At 73.0% G+C, this 16,650-nt stretch carries 13 protein-coding genes; 4 read left to right on the forward strand and 9 right to left on the reverse strand.

Features of this window, described 5'->3' with window-relative positions; translation table 11 throughout:
* Window positions 1–64 precede the first annotated feature (64 nt).
* The 3 genes from WMF29_RS33545 (at window position 65) to WMF29_RS33555 (ending at window position 4,388) form a co-directional block, all read left to right on the forward strand.
* Window positions 65–2,020 (forward strand): 2-hydroxyglutaryl-CoA dehydratase, encoded by a 1,956-nt coding sequence (locus tag WMF29_RS33545; protein WP_272095195.1) that lies wholly within the window; start codon window positions 65–67, stop codon window positions 2,018–2,020.
* 145 nt (window positions 2,021–2,165) lie between these two features.
* Window positions 2,166–3,443, forward strand: coding sequence for an aminotransferase class I/II-fold pyridoxal phosphate-dependent enzyme (locus WMF29_RS33550; protein WP_437324189.1), 1,278 nt, complete (start codon window positions 2,166–2,168; stop codon window positions 3,441–3,443).
* 84 nt (window positions 3,444–3,527) lie between these two features.
* Window positions 3,528–4,388, forward strand: a complete 861-nt coding sequence (locus WMF29_RS33555; protein WP_437324190.1) for an SHOCT domain-containing protein — start codon at window positions 3,528–3,530, stop codon at window positions 4,386–4,388.
* 96 nt (window positions 4,389–4,484) lie between these two features.
* On the opposite strand, the gene WMF29_RS33560 is transcribed toward WMF29_RS33555, so the two are convergent.
* From WMF29_RS33560 to WMF29_RS33575, 4 genes are all read right to left on the reverse strand, one after another.
* Entirely contained in the window at window positions 4,485–4,874 is a 390-nt protein-coding gene (locus WMF29_RS33560) for a VOC family protein (protein WP_437324191.1), read from the reverse strand.
* Window positions 4,875–5,102: 228 nt separating this feature from the next.
* Window positions 5,103–5,654 carry a TlpA family protein disulfide reductase gene (locus WMF29_RS33565; protein WP_437324192.1) on the reverse strand — a complete coding sequence of 184 codons (552 nt, stop codon included), beginning with the start codon at window positions 5,652–5,654 and terminating at the stop codon, window positions 5,103–5,105.
* The gene (locus WMF29_RS33570) at window positions 5,651–6,373 is read right to left on the reverse strand and encodes a hypothetical protein (RefSeq protein ID WP_437324193.1); all 723 of its coding nucleotides are present in this window, start codon (window positions 6,371–6,373) and stop codon (window positions 5,651–5,653) included. Before WMF29_RS33570 ends, WMF29_RS33565 begins: the two co-directional genes overlap by 4 nt.
* A 7-nt stretch (window positions 6,374–6,380) precedes the next feature.
* The gene (locus WMF29_RS33575) at window positions 6,381–6,719 is read right to left on the reverse strand and encodes a DUF4911 domain-containing protein (protein ID WP_437324194.1); all 339 of its coding nucleotides are present in this window, start codon (window positions 6,717–6,719) and stop codon (window positions 6,381–6,383) included.
* 391 nt (window positions 6,720–7,110) lie between these two features.
* Between WMF29_RS33575 and WMF29_RS33580 the strand changes: the two genes are divergently transcribed.
* Entirely contained in the window at window positions 7,111–8,808 is a 1,698-nt protein-coding gene (locus tag WMF29_RS33580; RefSeq protein ID WP_437324195.1) for a hypothetical protein, read from the forward strand.
* A 118-nt stretch (window positions 8,809–8,926) separates the two neighbouring features.
* Here the strand turns inward: WMF29_RS33580 and WMF29_RS33585 are convergent, their stop codons facing one another.
* From WMF29_RS33585 to WMF29_RS33605, 5 genes are all read right to left on the reverse strand, one after another.
* On the reverse strand, window positions 8,927–10,207 hold the full coding sequence (locus WMF29_RS33585) for an aspartate kinase (RefSeq protein WP_437324196.1): 1,281 nt from the start codon (window positions 10,205–10,207) through the stop codon (window positions 8,927–8,929).
* Between the two features lie 110 nt (window positions 10,208–10,317).
* On the reverse strand, window positions 10,318–12,861 hold the full coding sequence (locus WMF29_RS33590; protein ID WP_437324197.1) for a tetratricopeptide repeat protein: 2,544 nt from the start codon (window positions 12,859–12,861) through the stop codon (window positions 10,318–10,320).
* Between the two features lie 78 nt (window positions 12,862–12,939).
* Window positions 12,940–13,533 (reverse strand): MlaC/ttg2D family ABC transporter substrate-binding protein, encoded by a 594-nt coding sequence (locus WMF29_RS33595; RefSeq protein WP_437324198.1) that lies wholly within the window; start codon window positions 13,531–13,533, stop codon window positions 12,940–12,942.
* 389 nt (window positions 13,534–13,922) lie between these two features.
* Window positions 13,923–15,386: a sensor histidine kinase gene (locus WMF29_RS33600; RefSeq protein ID WP_437324199.1), complete on the reverse strand. Its 1,464-nt coding sequence runs from the start codon at window positions 15,384–15,386 to the stop codon at window positions 13,923–13,925.
* The gene (locus tag WMF29_RS33605; RefSeq protein WP_437324200.1) at window positions 15,386–16,603 is read right to left on the reverse strand and encodes a type II secretion system F family protein; all 1,218 of its coding nucleotides are present in this window, start codon (window positions 16,601–16,603) and stop codon (window positions 15,386–15,388) included. The genes WMF29_RS33600 and WMF29_RS33605 overlap by 1 nt, the downstream gene beginning before the upstream one ends.
* Between the last annotated feature and the right edge of the window lie 47 nt (window positions 16,604–16,650).

Below are 16,650 nucleotides of genomic sequence, written 5' to 3' on the forward strand. Positions count from 1 at the left end.
CGAAGGTCGAGGGGGGGACGGCGGGGCCGCCCCTTCCAGCATCCAAGCGAAGGGAAGCCACGCCATGCAACACACGAGCACGACGAGCACGACCACCACGCAGAAGACGCGCCTTCCTCTGGTGGGCGAGGCGCGATCCACCAAGACCGACGTCGACATCGAGGCCGAGCTCAGGGCCTTCGAGGAGGCCGAGCGGGAGCGGCTCGGGCTCAAGGCCGAGCGGCGCCAGTGGGTCGACAACATGCTCAAGCCGAAGATGACCAAGAAGGAGCGCGACAACGTGACGCTCCTCATCAGCGGCCTCACCGCCGCGCAGGACTTCCTGTGCGAGGGCGCGCTGAAGGGCCTCGGCTACAACGTCCACTACTTCGGGATGAGCGACAACGCGGGGCTGCAGACGGGCAAGGAGTTCGGCAACCGCGGCCAGTGCAACCCGACGTACTTCACGGTCGGCGGCCTCGTGAAGTACCTCATCGACCTGCGCGACAAGCAGGGGATGTCGACCGAGGACATCATCAAGAACTACGTCTTCCTGACGGCGGGCGCGTGCGGCCCCTGTCGGTTCGGCATGTACGTGACCGAGTACAGGAAGGCGCTCCGCGACGCCGGCTTCGACGGCTTCCGGGTCATGCTCTTCCAGCAGACGGGCGGCCTCTCGCAGGCGACGGGCGACGACGTCGGGCTCGAGATGAACCCCGCGTTCTTCATCGCGATCATCAAGGCCATCGTCTGCGGCGACACGCTGAACGCGCTCGGCTACCGGATCCGGCCTTACGAGGTGGAGCCGGGCGCCACGAACCGCGCGATGGAGAGCGCGAAGCGCATCCTCTACAAGGCGCTTTTCGAGCAGACGAACGTGTTCAAGGCGCTCTACGAGGCGCGCAAGGAGTTCGAGGGCGTCCGGGTGGACAAGCTCCGGCCCAAGGCGAAGACGTCGATCATCGGCGAGTTCTGGGCGATGACGACCGAGGGCGACGGCAACTACGCCCTGCAGAGGTTCCTCGAGAGCGAGGGCGGCGAGAACGACATCCAGCTCACGACGGCGTGGCTGCTCTACAACATCTGGGAGTGCGCCCGAGACACCCGCGAGAGGCGCGACCTGCGCGGCGCCGACGAGGGCAATTACGGCCTCGCCGGCCTGGACGAGTTCGGCGTGGCGAAGCGCCTCGCGACGATGCGCCTCGCCGAGGGGGCGCTGCGCGTCGGCTTCCAGGCGTTCGCGCTGCCGCTCGGCCTGCTCGACTACCACCTTCCGGACATGGATCTCGTGGCGGAGGTGGCGAAGGACTACTACTCGAACGACCTCCGCGGCGGCGAGGGGCACATGGAGGTCGGCAAGCTCATCGTGAACGCCGTGAAGTCGAAGGCGCACGTGACGGTGAGCGTGAAGCCGTTCGGCTGCATGCCCTCGTCGGGCGTCTCCGACGGCGTCCAGTCGCTGATCACGTCGCGCTACCCCGGGACGATCTTCTGCGCGGTGGAGACGAGCGGCGACGGCGCGACGAACTTCTACTCGCGCATCCAGATGTACATGTTCAAGGCGCGCATCCTGGCCGAGCAGGAGCTCACCCGCGCCTACGAGGAGGCGGGCGTCACGGAGGCCGAGGTGCGCGCGTTCCTCGCGAGGAACCCGAAGTACGCGAGCCCGCTCCACCACGCGCCGCATCGCGTCGCCGGCTCGGCCGCCAACCTGGTCTACGAGGTGGCGCCGCTCATCAAGCAGACGGCCGCCGAGCGCGCAGTGGGCAAGGCCAAGGCGGCGGCGGGCGCGCTCCGCGACGCCGTGATGGCCGCCCCGGCCAAGGCGAAGGCGGCAAAGGAGTTCCTCACGGACCCGGAGACGCTCGCCCGGGCGCGCGAGGACGTCGCGCTGCTCCGCGACATCGTCGGCGGCAAGGCGGCGGAGCGGTTCAGCCCGCTGGTCAAGCGCCTGGCCGGCAAGGCGTACTTCGAGAACAACCCCGAGGTGAGCCACGTGAGCCACGCGGCGAACAGCGTGGAGCCGATCGCCGCGGAGTGAGGCGGACGAGGCGGACGCCGCCGGGCGAGCTGCGCCCGGCGGCTTCCCGGCCTCTCGCGCCTCTCCCCGATCGACGCACCGCCCCACCCGCCGCGCGCCGTCCGGCCGCGACGCACGCGCGAAATTCTGCTAGATATCGCGCGCCATGACCGAACTGCGCTCGTTGTCTCCCGATGCTCTTGCCTCGCTCACCCGTGAGCTCGAGGCGCGTTTCGCTGCCTTTGAAGCTCGCGGCCTCAAGCTCGACATGACGCGCGGCAAGCCGTCGTCCGAGCAGCTCGATCTCGCGAACGGCATGCTCGCGCTGCCCGGCGCGGGCGACCTCATCGCCTCGGACGGCTCGGATACGCGCAACTACGGCGGCCTCGACGGCCTGCCCGAGATGAAGGCCATCTTCGCCGAGATGCTCGAGGTCCCCTCGGAGCAGGTCATCGTCGGCGGGAACAGCAGCCTGACGATGATGCACGACGCTGTGGTCCGCGCGCTCGTCCACGGCGTGCCCGACGGCAGCGGCCCCTGGGCGAAGCAGCCCAAGGTGAAGTTCCTGTGCCCGAGCCCCGGCTACGATCGTCACTTCGCGATCTGCGAGCACCACGGCATCGAGATGATCACGATCGACCTGCGCGACGACGGGCCGGACATGGATCAGGTCGAGAAGCTGGTCGCCGAGGACGCGGCCATCAAGGGCATGTGGAGCGTGCCGAAGTACTCCAACCCCACCGGCACCACGTACAGCCCCGAGGTCGTGCGCCGGCTCGCGGCCATGAAGACGGCGGCCCCGGACTTCCGCCTCTTCTGGGACAACGCCTACGCGGTCCACGACCTGTACGCCGAGGGCGACAAGCTCGCGAACATCGTGCCGGCGTGCCAGTCCGCGGGCCACCCCAACCGGCCGTTCGTCTTCGCCTCCACGTCGAAGATCTCGTTCGCCGGCGCCGGCGTCGCGGCCATGGCGTCCAGCCCCGCGAACGTGGCGGACGCGAAGAAGCACCTCGGCATCCAGACCATCGGTCCGGACAAGGTGAACCAGCTGCGGCACGTGCGGTTCTACAAGGATTACAAGGGCCTGCTGAGCCACATGCAGCGGCACGCCGAGCTCATGCGGCCCAAGTTCGAGGCGGTGACGACCACGTTCGAGCGCGAGCTCGGCGGCAAGGGCATCGCCAGCTGGACCTCGCCGCGCGGCGGCTACTTCGTCAGCCTCGACACCCTCGACGGCTGCGCGAAGGAGGTCGTGCGCCTGGCCAACAAGGCGGGCGTCAAGCTGACCGGCGCCGGCGCGACATACCCGTACGGCCGCGATCCTCGCGACCGCAACATCCGGGTCGCGCCCTCGATGCCGCCGCTGGATCAGATCCGCGTCGCCATGGACGTCGTCGCGGTCTGTGTCCAGCTCGCGAGCGTCCGCAAGCTCGCTGGCTGATCGCCGTCATCGTCGCTCGCCCGCATTGCGATCGACGCACCGCAGTGCAAGGGTGGGCGCTCCCTCCTCCTGGAGCGCCTCACCATGCAGCAACTCACCGTCGAAGGTCAGCAGAGAGTTTCCGACCTGTCACAGCGCTATTTCGTCAGCACCGACGCGGTGATGACGTTGTTGCAGGCGCTCGTGAACGGCCATGGAACGATGGCGCAGTTCTACCACCCCGAGCTGGGCGGCGGAGGGCAGTGGATGCAGGGCGGCATGACCATGGTCGGGGACATGTTCAACAACGGTCTCAAGGCCAAGGTGGACGGCCTTTGCTCCGAGCTGTCCAGTCTGCTGGCCAGCCAGCCGTTCGTTCCAGCGCCCGCGAGCTATCCATCGCAGGGCGGTCAGCAGCAACAGCAAGGTGGCAGTGGAGGTTTTGGGGGATCGCCGGTCAGCCTGTTCGTCCCGGGGTCGGGAGGGGGCTCGGGCAGCTGGTGGCCGGGGGAGCTCGGCGTGCCGAGCTCCAGCGGATCGCAGAACAACGTCCGATATGCCTACTTCCCCGGCGCGCGGCGCCTGGCCGTCGAGGTCAACGGGCGCGTCAGCGTCTACGACACGCTCGATCACCAGATCGGCGGCGTGTCGCAGCAGCAGGGGTCAGGGTCGTCGGTGACGTTCACCAGCCAGTACGGCGTGGTGAGCGTGCTGAGCTTGCCAATCATCTCCGGCGATCTTGCCGTGAAGCAGGCGCCGATCGCCCCGCCCGCTCCGGCGCAAACGCCCGCTCCGGCGCAGGCGCCCGCTCCGGCGCAGGCGGACGCCTCCCTCCCCCGCCCTGCTCCTGCGCAGGAAGGGGATATCTTCGCCGCCATCGAGCGACTCGCCGATCTCCGGCAAAAGGGGTTCATCACCGAGCAGGAGTTCGCTGCAAAGAAGACAGAGCTCCTCAGCAGGCTCTGAAGCAGGATCTGAGCGCGGGGAGAGGACGGTCGCCGAGGGCGACGAGGAGCGGGCGGCGAGCGCCGGAGAGGAGCGCTCGCCATGCTCCGTCATCCCTCACCCGCCGTGACAGACCGCTTCGACGTTGTGCCCGTCCGGATCCCGCACGAACGCACCGTAGTAGCCAGGGTGGTACTGCGGCCGCGGCCCCGGCGGACCGTTGTCGACGCCTCCAGCCGCCAGCGCGGCCCGGTAAAACGCGTCGACGTCGGCCCGTGTCTTCGCGACAAAGGCGACATGCAAGCCGCCCTTCAGGGGGGTTCCCGTGCCGATCCAGAAGTCCGGCTTCCCGTCGGCCCCCAGGCCGGCGTGGCTGCCCGCGCCCCCGGTCATCTCCGGCGTGATCTCCATCAGGAGCCCGTAACCAAGGGGGGCCAGGGCCGCCTGATAGAAGGCCTTGCTCCGCTCATAATCCGATACTGGAAAACCGATGTGGTCGATCGCCATGCGCGCCATCATCGCCCAAACGGGCGCGCACCGGCCGAAGAAATGGGGCTGCTGCTCCTCCTCCCTCCTGCCGAGGCACGCTCATCCAGCGCACTGCGCGCCGTTGCGATAGGCCACCTCGGATTGCCGTCTTCAGCAGGAATTCGGTGTTGCGCGCCACGGCCGCCCGGACGTCGCTCCCTTGTCCGCCCGGCGCCGTGACGTTCAGCGGGCGGCACGCAGCCGGGCTTACCGAGCGGGGCGCGCGCTCGCGCGCTCGAGGCCGCGGAGGACCTCCTCGAGCGCTTCCTGGGTGATGAGACCCACGTGCCGGAATACCTCCCGGCCCCCTGCGTCCAGGACGACGACGCTCGGCACGTGGTGCAGCCCGGCGAAGGGCCCCTCTCCGGCGATCGTCGGGGCGTCCGCGAGCGCGACCGGGTACGGGAGCCTGAGCGCCGCGACGAAGGCCTCGACGAGCGGCCGGTTCTCGCTCGCCTCGAGGACAAGGAGCGCCGCGTTGACGCGCGGCGTGTGATCGCGGAACAGCCCCGCGAGGAACCGCGCCTCCGCCTGAGACGCCACATCGTAGGTCGCGACGAAGCCGATCACGCTGAACCTGCCCGAGAGCGACCCGGTCGAGAGCTCGCGGCCGTCGAGGGTCTCGTACGAGAAGCTCCGCACCGGGCCGGGCGCCGGGGCCGCCGCGGCGACCGGCGGCCCCGCCGCTGGCTCCCGGACGGCGTCGCCGCCCCCGCCGCAGCCGATCGCGATCAGCAAGAGCGGCGCGAGCGACCTCATGGCAGCGGATCGCCCTCCAGGTGCGCGTCGAAGAGATCGGCGCAGAGCTGCAGCGAGGGTGGGAGCTCGGCGCCCTTGCGCTGCTGCGCCAGGACGGCATGGCACAGCTCCTCGATGACCAGCTTGATCGGCGTGGCCTCGAGCTGCGCGCCGTCGAGCAGGATCCCCGGACCCGGCGCGTCCTCCGCGCGGACGATGGGATCGTGCCGCGCCCAGGCGATGCCGTCCTCGGGGAGATAGCGGCACCAGAGCACCCGGACGAAGCGCAAGTAGAGCGGCGTCACGAGCGCCACCACGCGATCGCCCCCCGCGGCGACGCCGCGCAGCGCGAAGCCGCCCGCCGGACGCGGAGCGCGCTCACCTTCCCCGATCGCGACCTCGATGCGCTCGCGGCGCCCGGCGTCGCTCTCGACCGACAGGAGCGGGGCATAGATCGCCACCGCAGGGACCTGCAGCTTGGGCGCGTCTTCCGCGAGGACATCGAGCCACGCCTCGCGCGCCTCGGGGCCGAGCTCCCCGTACACGTGGGCCGCAGCGATGGCAGCCTCGGCGTCGGTCGCGAGCGCGGCGAGCCACTCCCGCCAGGCAGCGAGGATGCGCGGGTCGAGCAGCGCGCCCGACGGCGCGGGCAGGCCCTGCGCCGCTCCGTCGTGAGCGGCAGCGTCCAGCGAGGGCTCCTCGACGAGATCGACCGAGCTCGGGTCGCGGCGCTCCGTCATGCCACCCTCAGCGCAGCGCGTCGCGGCGACGCGCCCCAACGTCGCGCTCGAGATCGAGCAGGAGCTCGGCGAGCTCGTCGCCCCGACCGAGCGGCGCGGCGAGCGTGATCTCTCCGCCGCGATCCGCGAGCAGGAGCGCGACGCCGTCGCTCGCCTCGACGATGCTCTTCACGAACACGACGTCCGCTGGATGGACGAGGACGTGCTGCACCAGCATCCCGGCGCTCGCGTCCGCGATCGAGAGGGGGCCGCGCGCGGGCCCGAGCTGCCCCGCGGCCCCCGAGGGGTGCCCGCCGGCCGGAGACGCGGATGCGACTCGCCTGGAATTGCTGTCGTTCCGGCCCATGGACGGCGGAGCTAAGCACCGCTCGCCGGAGGGATCCAGCGGGCACACCCGGCGGGGATGGCCAGCCTCCTCGCCGCGTCAAGATGCCGCGTCCCTCCCTCGATCCGCGGGCGCCGCGGCGTTCTCGAGCCCGCCAAAGCGCAGCGAGATCGTCGGGCCGCTCACCTTCACCCCTCCATGATCCGCGCCCGCGGCGCGCCGACGGCGCCATCGGGAGCGTGACGGGCCGCGGGCCCGAACCAGACGAGAACCGACGAGAACCGACGAGAACCGACGAGAGCCGGCGAGAGCCGCCGCCGCGAGCCGGGGCGGACGGGCTCTGGGGCCCACGGCGCGCACGAGGATCGCCGCGCGGGGCGAAAGCGCCGCGAGGGGCGCTACACTCCCGCCGATGTCAGCCTCACGAGCCTGCAGCGAGCGAATGGAGGAGCGCCGCGAGACGTGCCCGGCGCCGCAGCCGAAGACCGCCGTCGACGACGACGAGCGCGAGCACGACGAGCACGACGAGAACGACAACAAGCTCGTCGACCTGCCGCCGCTCGGGCACGACGAGGAAGAAGGGGGCGACGAGGGCTTCGACGACCTCCTGCAGACGCTCGACGACGCGGAGCAGGGGCTCGACGACACGAACGCGAGCGACCTCGAGATCGGCGTCGAGCTCGCCCTGGACGACAGCGGGACCGGGGAGGACGAGCCCGCGGAAGAAGGCGTCGATGTCGGGGCGCTCCACGAGGGGATCGCGGACGCCGACGCGGGCTCGTGGCTGTCCGATGAGGCCGTCGAGCAGAGCGACGCCGAGCAGGACGATCTCGACGATCACGGCGGGGCGCACGGCGACGACGGCGGCGCGGAAGGGACGGGAGAGGACCCGGCGGACGACGTGGACGAGGGGCAGCTGCCGGCGCTCGACGCGGACCAGGACGGCGCCTACGAGGGCGAAGATCTGCTCGCAGAGCTGCCCGATCTCCCGGACGACCAGGCCCCCGTCTGGGATGCGCTGCCCTGGGTCGTCGTCGAGGACGCGGGCGCCGCCGTCCCGTGCAGCACGCTCGCGGTGACCGGCGGCTACGTCGTCGCGGGCAGCGCCGGCGCAGAGCCCGGGCTGACGAGCGAGCCCGCCGCGCGATCGGGAGGCCGCCCGCGCCGCGCGGAGCGGGCGGGCGCCGATCGCGGGACCGTGCTCGTCATCGACGCGGGGGCGCTGTCCGCGCGCCGCGCCGGCATCGACACGTCGGCGTCTTCCATCGCTTTGTCGGACAGCGCGATCCTCATCGCCACGCGCCGCGGCAACCTGCTGCGGAGCGACGACCGGGGGAAGAGCGCGAGCCCGCTCGGCGCGTGGGGCTCGGGCGGCGCGCCGGTGACGCTCGCGACGACGCCGGGGCGCTTGTGGGTGCTGGCCGGCAAGACGCTGTGGTCGCCCGCGGCCGGCGCGGTCGTCCCGCCGCCGGAGACCGGCTCCGCGGCCACGGGCTCGCCCCGCCGCGACGGCGCGCCGACGCCGTCGAAGGGCGCGCTCTCCCTGACGCCCGGGCCCGCGCTGCGGGACGGCGTGCTCCGGATGAGCGCGAGCGAGGGGGTGATCGTGGCGCTCACGAGCGCGGCCGAGGGACCGCAGCTCGAGCGGCTCCGCGGCGACGACGAAGGCTCGCCGGTCGTGCCGCTGTCCGGGGCGGCGCGGCGCGCGGCCGAGGCCGACGACTGCCGGCTCGCAGCGGCGGCCGGCGGTCGCTCGATCGCGATCTCCGGCGCCGGGCTCCTCTGCGTGTCGCGCGACGGCGGCGAGACGTTCCGCGTGCTGGAGGGGCTCGCGGTGGTCGTCGCCCTCGCCTTCGCGGGCGACCACAAGGCCTCGCCGCTGCTCGCGCTCGTCGCCCGCGAGGGCGAGCGCCGGGCGCAGCTCGTCCACGTGCCGTCGAACGCCGCCCCGACGCTCGTCGCCGAGCTCGGGGCGACGCCCCCCGGCGCCCCCGAGGAGGAGGCCGCGTCGATCGGACCTGCGGCGATCGCCTGGGACGCGTCGCGCGAGATCGTGTGGGTCGCGTGCTGGGCGGGGCTCGTCGCGCTCACGCGACAGAGAAAGCACTGACGGTCGTCCTCCGCCTCACGAGCGGCCACACGAGCGCCGGCTCGCCGCGCTCAGGCGTCGCTCGCCGAGCGTCGACCCGCCGCGCTCGCACGTCGCTCGCCGAGCGCCGGCGGCGCGCTCAGCCGCCGACGAACGACGCGTGCAGCAGGCGCTGCGCGGCCGCGGCGTCCGCGGCGTCGACGAGGGCGCCGAGGCGCAGGGGGCCCGCGACCGTGAACCGAGGCGCGATGCCGGCGCGCCCGAGGACCTCGACGAAGCGCGCGAGCGGCTCCGCCGTCGCGGAGAGCCCGTCGCCGACGACGCTGACCGCCGCGAGCCCCTCGACGAGCTCGAGCGACGGCAGCAGCGCGGCGAGCTTTCGCCTGGCCCCCTGCCACTCGGGTACGTTGAGGAGCGGGATCACGAGCGCGCCGCCGCCGTGACCGAAGGAGAGATCCCGGAAGCCCAGCCCGAGCTCGCCCGCCGCGCGGAGGACCTCGTCGAGCCGGAGCCCGCCGTGAGCCCGCGCGAGGACGACGTTGCCCTCGGCGACGATCGCGCGCGCCGCGAGCGCCTTCGGCGCCGAGCCCGGCGCGAACCGGCGCACCACCGTCTCCCGCGCGCCGGGGCCGGTATCGAAGGTCGACCGCGCGTACAGGGCCACGCCGGAGCGCCGCGCCCACTCGACCGCCTGGGCGCAGACGACCTTCGCGCCGCACTCGGCCATCTCCTGGAGGACCGCGCAGTCGAGCTCGGGCAGGTGGCGGGCGTCCGGGACGACCCGCGGGTCGGCCGAGTACACGCCGTCGACGTCGCTGTAGATCTCGCAGCGCTCGGCGCTGAGCGCCGCCGCGAGCGCCACGGCCGTCGTGTCGGAGCCCCCGCGGCCGAGCGTCGTGATCTCGCGGCGGTAGCTCATCCCCTGGTAGCCGGCCACGATCACGATGCGGCCGCGGGCGAGCTCGTCCTCGATGCGGAACGGGCGGACCTCGATGATCCGCGCGTCGAAATGGCGATCGTTCGTGAGGATGCCGGACTGGGAGCCCGTGAACGAGATCGCCTCGAAGCCCCGCGCCTGGATGGCGATCGAGAGGAGCGCCATCGAGACGCGCTCGCCGGTCGAGAGCAGCATGTCGAGCTCGCGCCGGGGAGGATCCGCGGCCGCGCTCGCCGCCTGCCGGGCGAGCGCGAGCAGGCCGTCGGTGGTCTTGCCCATCGCGCTGACCACGACGACGACGTCGTTGCCGGCGCGCTTCGCGGCGACGACGCGCTCGGCGACCTTGCCGATCCTGTCGACGTCGGCGACCGATGAGCCGCCGTACTTCTGCACGATGATCGGACGGCCCGCCCTCGCGGGCGGGGCGCCCGGCTCGCACGGCGAGCCCTCCTGCTGGGCGCGGTTCGACGGCTGCTCGGCCATGCTGCACCTCCAAGCGCTGCGCGCGCTGCGCAAGAGCTCGGGCTATCACGGGCGCGGCGCGCGGGCCAAGCGCGCGGCTCGCCGCGAGGGCGCGGGCCGCGAGGGAGCGATCAGGCGAGCTCGCTCTGGAGCAGCATCTCGTAGAGCTCCGCCTCCGAGGCGCGCCCCTCGGCCCGCGCCCTCACGGCGAGCCGCGCGAGCACGCTGCGCCGCCGCGGCGCGACCTCCTGGCGGACGGCGTCGTCCCCCTCCTCCATCCGCGCCGAGAGCAGGGCGAGGAGATCGAGGTCGCGACCGAGCCGCTCGAGCGCATCGGCGAGCGCCATCGCCACCGCCTGATCGGCGGGATCTGCGCGGAGCCGATCGGCGAGCCGCTCGGCCAGGAGCTCGTCGTCGACGCCGAACGCGCGGGCCAGCGGCACCTGCCCCTCCGCCAGCGTGACGCTGCTGGGGATGGGCGCCGTCAGGTCGGTCGACGTGTCGGTGCCATCGAGCGTGGGCATCTCGTCGATGATCCCGGGGTCGACCGGCGCGGCCTTGGGCGGGGCGGCCGGCGCGCGGGGGCCAGGGGGAGGCTTGTTCGGCGCCGGGGCGACCACCACGGGCTCGGGCGGGAGCGTGCGCCGGCGCGGTGCGGCGACGTGGACCTCGATCCGCTGCTCGGCCGCGCGGGGCCGCTCGACCGGGACAGGGGGCGCCGCCGGGGCAGGCGCGATCGGCCGCGCGATCTCGCCGGAGACGCGGCGGAACGCGGCGGTGATGCCCGGATCGCGCGGCCGGAGGCGCAGCGCGAGGCCCAGGTGGCGCTGCGCCGCGAGGAGATCCCCCCGGGATCGCTCCTCGATCTCGGCGGCCTCGGCGAGCAGGGCCGCGACGGCGGCGGCGCCGTCGCCGAACGGCGCTCCCCTCGCGCGAGCGGGGCCCGCGTCGTCGGCGCGGCCCTGGAGGGCGAGCTCCACCGCGTCGCGCAGCCGCCCGAGCGCGACCGACGCTCCGCCGAGATCGCCGAGCCCGGCGCACCAGCGGCCCTCGAGCAGCCGCGCCTCCAGCGCCTCCGGCACGCCGGGCGGGACGCCCCGCACGCGCGCGATCGCCGCCGGCAGATCCCCCGCAATCTCCGCGAGGCCGCGGCCGAGCTCCAGGTCGAGCGCGCACGCGGGCGCGCCGCTGCGCGCGGCGAGGGCGCGCGCCCGGGCGAGGAGGTCGAGCGCGCGCCTCCCCTCCCCGGCGGCCCGCAGCGAGCGCGCCAGGCCCGCGACCACGTCGGGGCTCTCCGGCGCGTAGCGGAGCGCCCGCTCGAAGAGCACCCGCGCGTCGGCGACGTCGCCCCGCGCGAGGAACGCCTCCGCGGCCCTGCGAGACACGGCGTGGCGCGCCTCGGCGCCGCGCGCGGAGGCCTCGAGGTGCTCGGCGTCCGCGAGCGCGCCGCGCACGTCCGCGACGTCGAGCCGCGCGTCGAGCCGCGCCCACCGCAGCGCCTCGATCCCGGGCGCGCGCGCGACGCCGAGGTTCAGCGCGTCGAGGCGCACGTCGACCGCGTCCGCGAGCGCCGCCGCGCGCAGCCACGCGAGCGCGGCGAGCGGGCCGTAAGGCTCGGCGTGCGCGGCGCGGGCGAGCGCGGAGAACGCGCCGTCGCGATCGCCGACCGCCTCGAGGAGCGCGCCGCCGAGGAGGCCGGCGTCCACGGCGGGCATGGCGTCGACGACGGTCGACAGCGCCCCCTCGGCGCGCTCGCCGATCACGAGGTCGAGCCAGGCGAGGCGCGAGGAGATCTCGGGGTGCCGCGGGGCGCGCTCCAGCGCGGCGAGGTAGGCGCGGCGCGCCTCGTCGAGCCCGCCCGCGGACGCGAGCTCGTCGGCGGCGCCTGCGAGCTCGGCCACCTCGAGCGCCCTGAGCGCGCGGTCGCCAAGCGCGGGAGGCGCCGCGCCCAGCGCGCCCTCGGCGCGGAAGCGGCCGGCCTCCGCGCTGACCACGGCCCACTGCGCCCCCTCCACCGCGGGCGCCCTCGCGCCCGCCGCGGGCAGGAGCAGGCGGACGATCCGCTCGACCGCGGCGTCCAGAACGATCGCGCCCTCGACGAGGCGCCCGTGCGCGCCCGCCATCATCGACAGCGCCTGGAGCGCGAGCGCGTGCGGCGGGGCGGCGAGGCCGATGCCGCGGGCGCGCTCCGGCAGGAGCCTGAGCGCGCGCTCCGCCGGTGCCACGGCGACGTCGAACGCGAGCGCCGCCTCGCCGGATCGCAGCGCGACCAGCGCGCCGTCCTCGATGGGCGCGATGATGAGCTGCGGCGCGCCGTCGCCGAGGAGGCCGCGGAGCCGCGGCGCGGCCCAGCCGGCGAGCTCGGTCCCCTGCGCCTCGACGGAGAGCCGGACGAGCTGGCCGCGCCGGTGCCGGAAGCGCGCCACGCCGCCGGAGAGATCGACGGGGAACCGGATCCCGGCGAGCCGCACCACGAGCTCGGTGACGCGGAGCGGTCCGAGCGCGAACGGCTCCCCGAGCTCGATGGCGAGCGCGCCCTTGCTGACGGCGAGCCGGAGGACAGGGCGGTCGTCGGGCGGGCGCGGGGCCGCGCCGCCGCCGGGCGCGAGCGCGCGGATCGACGGCGCAAGGCCCAGCGCGCGCGCCGACCGGCCGCGCCTCTGTCCAGCAGCCATACCCGCCAAGGGTATCAACCCGGCGGCATTTCAGGCGAGTTCACGGCGATCGCGCCGGACGAGGCGCGCCGGGGCGGGTCAGACGTCGCCCTTGGCGAGCTTGTCCTTCATTTTCTGGATGAGCGCCGGGAACCCATCCTTCTTGATGATCTTCGTGAACTGGGCGCGGTAGCTCCCCACCAGGCTGACGCCCTCGGTGACGATGTCCTGCACGAGCCAGGCGCCCCCCTTCTGGGAGAGCTTGAAGGCGATCTCGACCGGCTCCTCGCGCGCGTCCTTCTTGGAGACGGCCTTGGTCTTGACCGTCATGACGCCGTTGCTGTCGGTCTCGCCGACGTACTCGACGTTGAAGTCGAGCGTCTTCTTCAGGTTGCGCTCGTAGGCCTTGCGCACGAGCTGCTTGAGGAGCTCGCTGAACTGCTTCTTCTCGGCGTCGGTCCGCGCGGCCCACTCGCTGCCCAGCGAGGCCTCCGCCAGCGCCGAGTAATCGAGCATCTCGTCGAAGACCGCGCCCACCTTCTTCTGGTTCTCGACCCCCCCCTTCTTCAGGAGGTCGAACAGGGCCGTCTGCCTGGCCTTGACGACGTCCGTCGCCGGCCCGGCGCTGGCGAGGCCCACCGGGCCGAGCGTGAGCGCGAGCAGCGAGAACGCCGCCGCGAAGAGATGGTTCATCCTGCGTGTCACGTATGGTTCTCCTTCTGTGCCTGCGGGCCGCGAGCGCGCCTCGGGACGCTTCTACTGCTCACCCTGTCCTTCGGCAAACGGCATGGCAAACGGCCTGCCAGGTCGGACGCAGGCCCCGGTGGCCCGGCGACGTCGCATCCCTGCTCTCCATGAACACCGCGAAAAGAGACAGCAATCCGCCTGCACTGGCCCGCTTCCCAGGGGCAGACGACGGCCTCGGCGGCCTATTCACGCGCGGAGGCGGGCTCGGCCGCGATCTCCCGGCTGGGCGCTCGGGCGAAGCCGCGCGCGGCGGCGGCGCGGGGCGTGAACGGAGCGCCACGCGTCCCCTGTGACGATGACGATGCAGCGGGCGCGATCGTGGGGCGGGCTCCGCGTCAGCCCGCCGGGCGCGATCGCGGGGAGAGCTCCGCGGCGACGGCGAGGCGCTCGGCGTGGCCTGCGTCGGATGGCCGATCCGGGATCCTCACCCGGAACGCGGTGCCCTCGCCCTCGCGGCTGTCCACCTCGATCGCGAAGCCGTGGTCGTCGAGGATCCGCTTCACCACGGCCAGGCCGATGCCCATGCCGTGCGTGCGGGTCGTGAAGAACGCGTCGAAGAGGCGATCGCGGGCGCCCGCGGGGATGCCTCGCCCCTGGTCGCGGATCTCCAGGAGCCACGCGCTCGCGTCGCGCCAGAGGCGCACGGTCACGACGGCGCCCGCGGAGCTCGCCTGGATCGCGTTCCGCACGAGGTTCCAGACGACCTGGCGCATCTGGGCTGCGTCGGCGGTCACGGGCGCGGACGACGGCCCATCGAAGCGGACCTCGACGTCGACGCCGCGGCCCGAGCGCCCCGCGAGCACGACGACGTCGCGCGCCGTCGCCGAGAGGTCCACGCCCTCGAGCGTGGGCACCCGCGGGCGCGACAGATCGAGCATGTCGCCCACGAGGTCGTTGAGGCGCGCGGTCTCGCGCTCGATGATCTCGCAGAGCTTGCGGTCCTCGTCGGAGAGCGTGCCGCCCGTGCGGAGGAGCTCGATGGATCCCGCGATCGAGCCGAGCGGGTTCCTGATCTCGTGGGCCAGCCCCGCGGCGAGGCGGCCCAGCGCCGCGAGCCGCTCGGCCTGCTCCGCCCGCGCGGTGGCCTGCACGAGCCGGCCGCCCGTCGCGCGCAGCCGCTCCGCCAGGTAGCTCGCGAGCAGCGTGACCACCACGATCGCGAGCAGGTTGACGAACATGGGGTACCGGAGCTCGCCCCACTGCGTCGCGTACGCCCCGGCGGGCTGGTCCGGCGGCACCCCGACGAGGTGCAGCCCGAGCGTCGCGCACAGGACGAGGTACGCCGCCGCCCCCGACGCCGCGGCGACGATGGCGCCGGGGAGCCCGAGGAGGATCGCCCCGGTCAGGCAGGTGAGGCCGTAGAGCGACGTCGCGCCGCTCGAGGCCCCGCCGGTGATGTACACGAGCGCGGTCCAGGTGATCTGATCGGTCACGAGCTGCGCCCGCGCGATCGCCCGGAGGGCGCGGTTCATGCGCAGGAACACGGCGTAGATGCCGGAGACGCCGTACGCGGTGGCGACCGTGACCAGCGCGACGTTGCTGGAGAAGCTCCCGGGGGTGAAGCCGCCGAGGTACACCGCCGCGGTCACGACGAGGAAGACCGTGAGCACCGCGAGGCGCAGCGCGATGAGCCAGGTGAGCCGGCTCGCGAGCGGCGCCTCGGCGCCGGCGGGAGCGCCGGACGGGAGCAGCATCGACGGCGTCGAGAGGCGGGCGTCGCGCGACGGCCCGGCCTCGGCGTGATCTCGCGGCGCCCCGGCCTCGCCGCCCTGGCTCGCCGGGGAGGCCGCGGGCGACATCACTCCGCCTTGATCTTGCCGGCGAGATCGAAGATCGGCAGGTACATCGAGATGAGCACGACGCCCACCATGCCGCCGACGATGACCATGAGGAGCGGCTCGAGCAGCGACGTCAGCGCGGCGACGGCGACGTCGACCTCCTCTTCATAGAAGTCGGCGATCTTGTTGAGCATGGTGTCGAGGGCGCCGGTCTGCTCGCCGACCGCGACCATCTGCACGACCATGCCGGGGAAGACGTTCATCTCGCCGAGCGGCTCGGCCATGTTCTTCCCTTCGGAGATCTTCTGGCGGGAGTACATGAGGCCCTCCTCCACGACGACGTTGCCGGCCGTCTTCGCGACGATGTCGAGCGCGTCGAGGATCGGCACGCCGGAGCCGAGCAGCGTGCCGAGCGTGCGCGAGAACCGCGCCACGGCGATCTTCTGCATGACCGGGCCGATGATGGGGAGCCTGAGGATGAGGCGGTGCACCATCCGCTTGCCGGCCGGCGAGCGATAGAAGTAGGTCGCGCCGAAGGCCGCGGCCGCGGTCAGGACGACGATGAGCGGGAGGTAGGTGACGAACGTCTTCGAGACCGCGATGACGATCTTCGTGAGCTGCGGGAGCGCGTCCTTCGCGCCGAACTCCGCGAACATCGTCTCGAACGACGGGATGACGAACGACATCAGCACGATCATGACGACGACCATGATCACGATGACGGCGATCGGGTACGCGAGCGCGCCCCGCACCTGGCGCGCGAGCTTCACGCGCTTCTCGATGTAGATCGCGAGCCGGTTCAGGATGCTGTCGAGGATGCCGCCCACCTCGCCGGCCTGGACGAGGTTGACGAACAGGTCATCGAAGATCTTCGGGTGGCGCCGGAGCGCGTCGCTGAACGTGGCGCCCTGCTCGACCGTGTTCTTGATGTCCTTCAGCGCCGCCTGGAAGACCTTGTTCGGCTCCTGGTTCGAGAGGATCTCGAGGCACTGGACCAGCGGGAGGCCCGCGTCGATCATCGTCGCGAACTGGCGGATGAACTTGACGAGGTCCTTCGCCTCGACGCCCGAGCCGAAGGTCAGGTTGAGGCGGAACTGCGCCCCCTTCTTCTTGACCCGGGTGGGGTTGAGCTGCTGAGCGCGGAGGCGGTTCTGCACCGCCGCCTCGTTCTCGGCCTCCATGGTGCCCTTCCGGATCTCTCCGGTGCGGCCGCGCGCCTCCCAAACGAACTCCGCCATAGTGCTCCCGGTCTTCTCCCTGGTCCACGACGGGCGAGCCGACGCGC

This window comes from Sorangium sp. So ce381 (genome assembly GCF_051473845.1).
In the GTDB taxonomy this organism is placed as follows: domain Bacteria; phylum Myxococcota_A; class Polyangia; order Polyangiales; family Polyangiaceae; genus Sorangium; species Sorangium atrum.